The organism is Bacteroides sp. AM23-12 (genome assembly GCF_003434395.1).
GTDB lineage: Bacteria > Bacteroidota > Bacteroidia > Bacteroidales > Bacteroidaceae > Bacteroides > Bacteroides thetaiotaomicron.
This window is the reverse complement of record NZ_QTLF01000112.1, coordinates 1-430: the sequence shown is the minus strand read 5'-3', so window position 1 is coordinate 430 and position 430 is coordinate 1. Positions and strand designations below refer to the sequence as shown.

General features: G+C 57.0%; 1 protein-coding gene. It reads right to left on the bottom strand.

Going from position 1 to position 430, the window contains the following annotated elements; translation table 11 throughout:
- The coding region (gene traN / locus DW640_RS23400) for a conjugative transposon protein TraN (RefSeq protein WP_233525485.1) at positions 1–430 on the bottom strand (430 nt) is incomplete at both ends.

The window sequence follows — 430 nt, the reverse complement described above, 5'->3', positions numbered from 1 at the left end:
GGAACTGCACCCCGAAGCGTTTGCAGCCCAAGTGCCGGATCTCCCGTCTGTCCTCCTTGTAGATGCTCTGCATGATCAGCTTTACCAAGAGCGGGCTTTCGCCTGCCAGTTCCCGGAAATGGAGGTTCATGCGGGTATGCGAAAAGTCCGTCGTGTTCCCGTTCTCCAAAAAATCCTTCATCTCGATGTTCAGCATCTCCGGCTCATGCGCATACCGGGCATTGAACGAATAGAAACTTCCGTCCTCGCAGATAACGGAAAAGTTCGTTTCCCCCGGAAACCCCTCGGTGGTCGCCTTCACCCGGATCACGTTCTCCGCACCGTCCGCTTTCCCGGCGATAATCCAATTGCTTCCCAAGTCCACGTACCGCACCGCCGAGGGGAAGATGATATGCACCGTCTTGGCGAACGTCACCTGCACCCCGTGGGG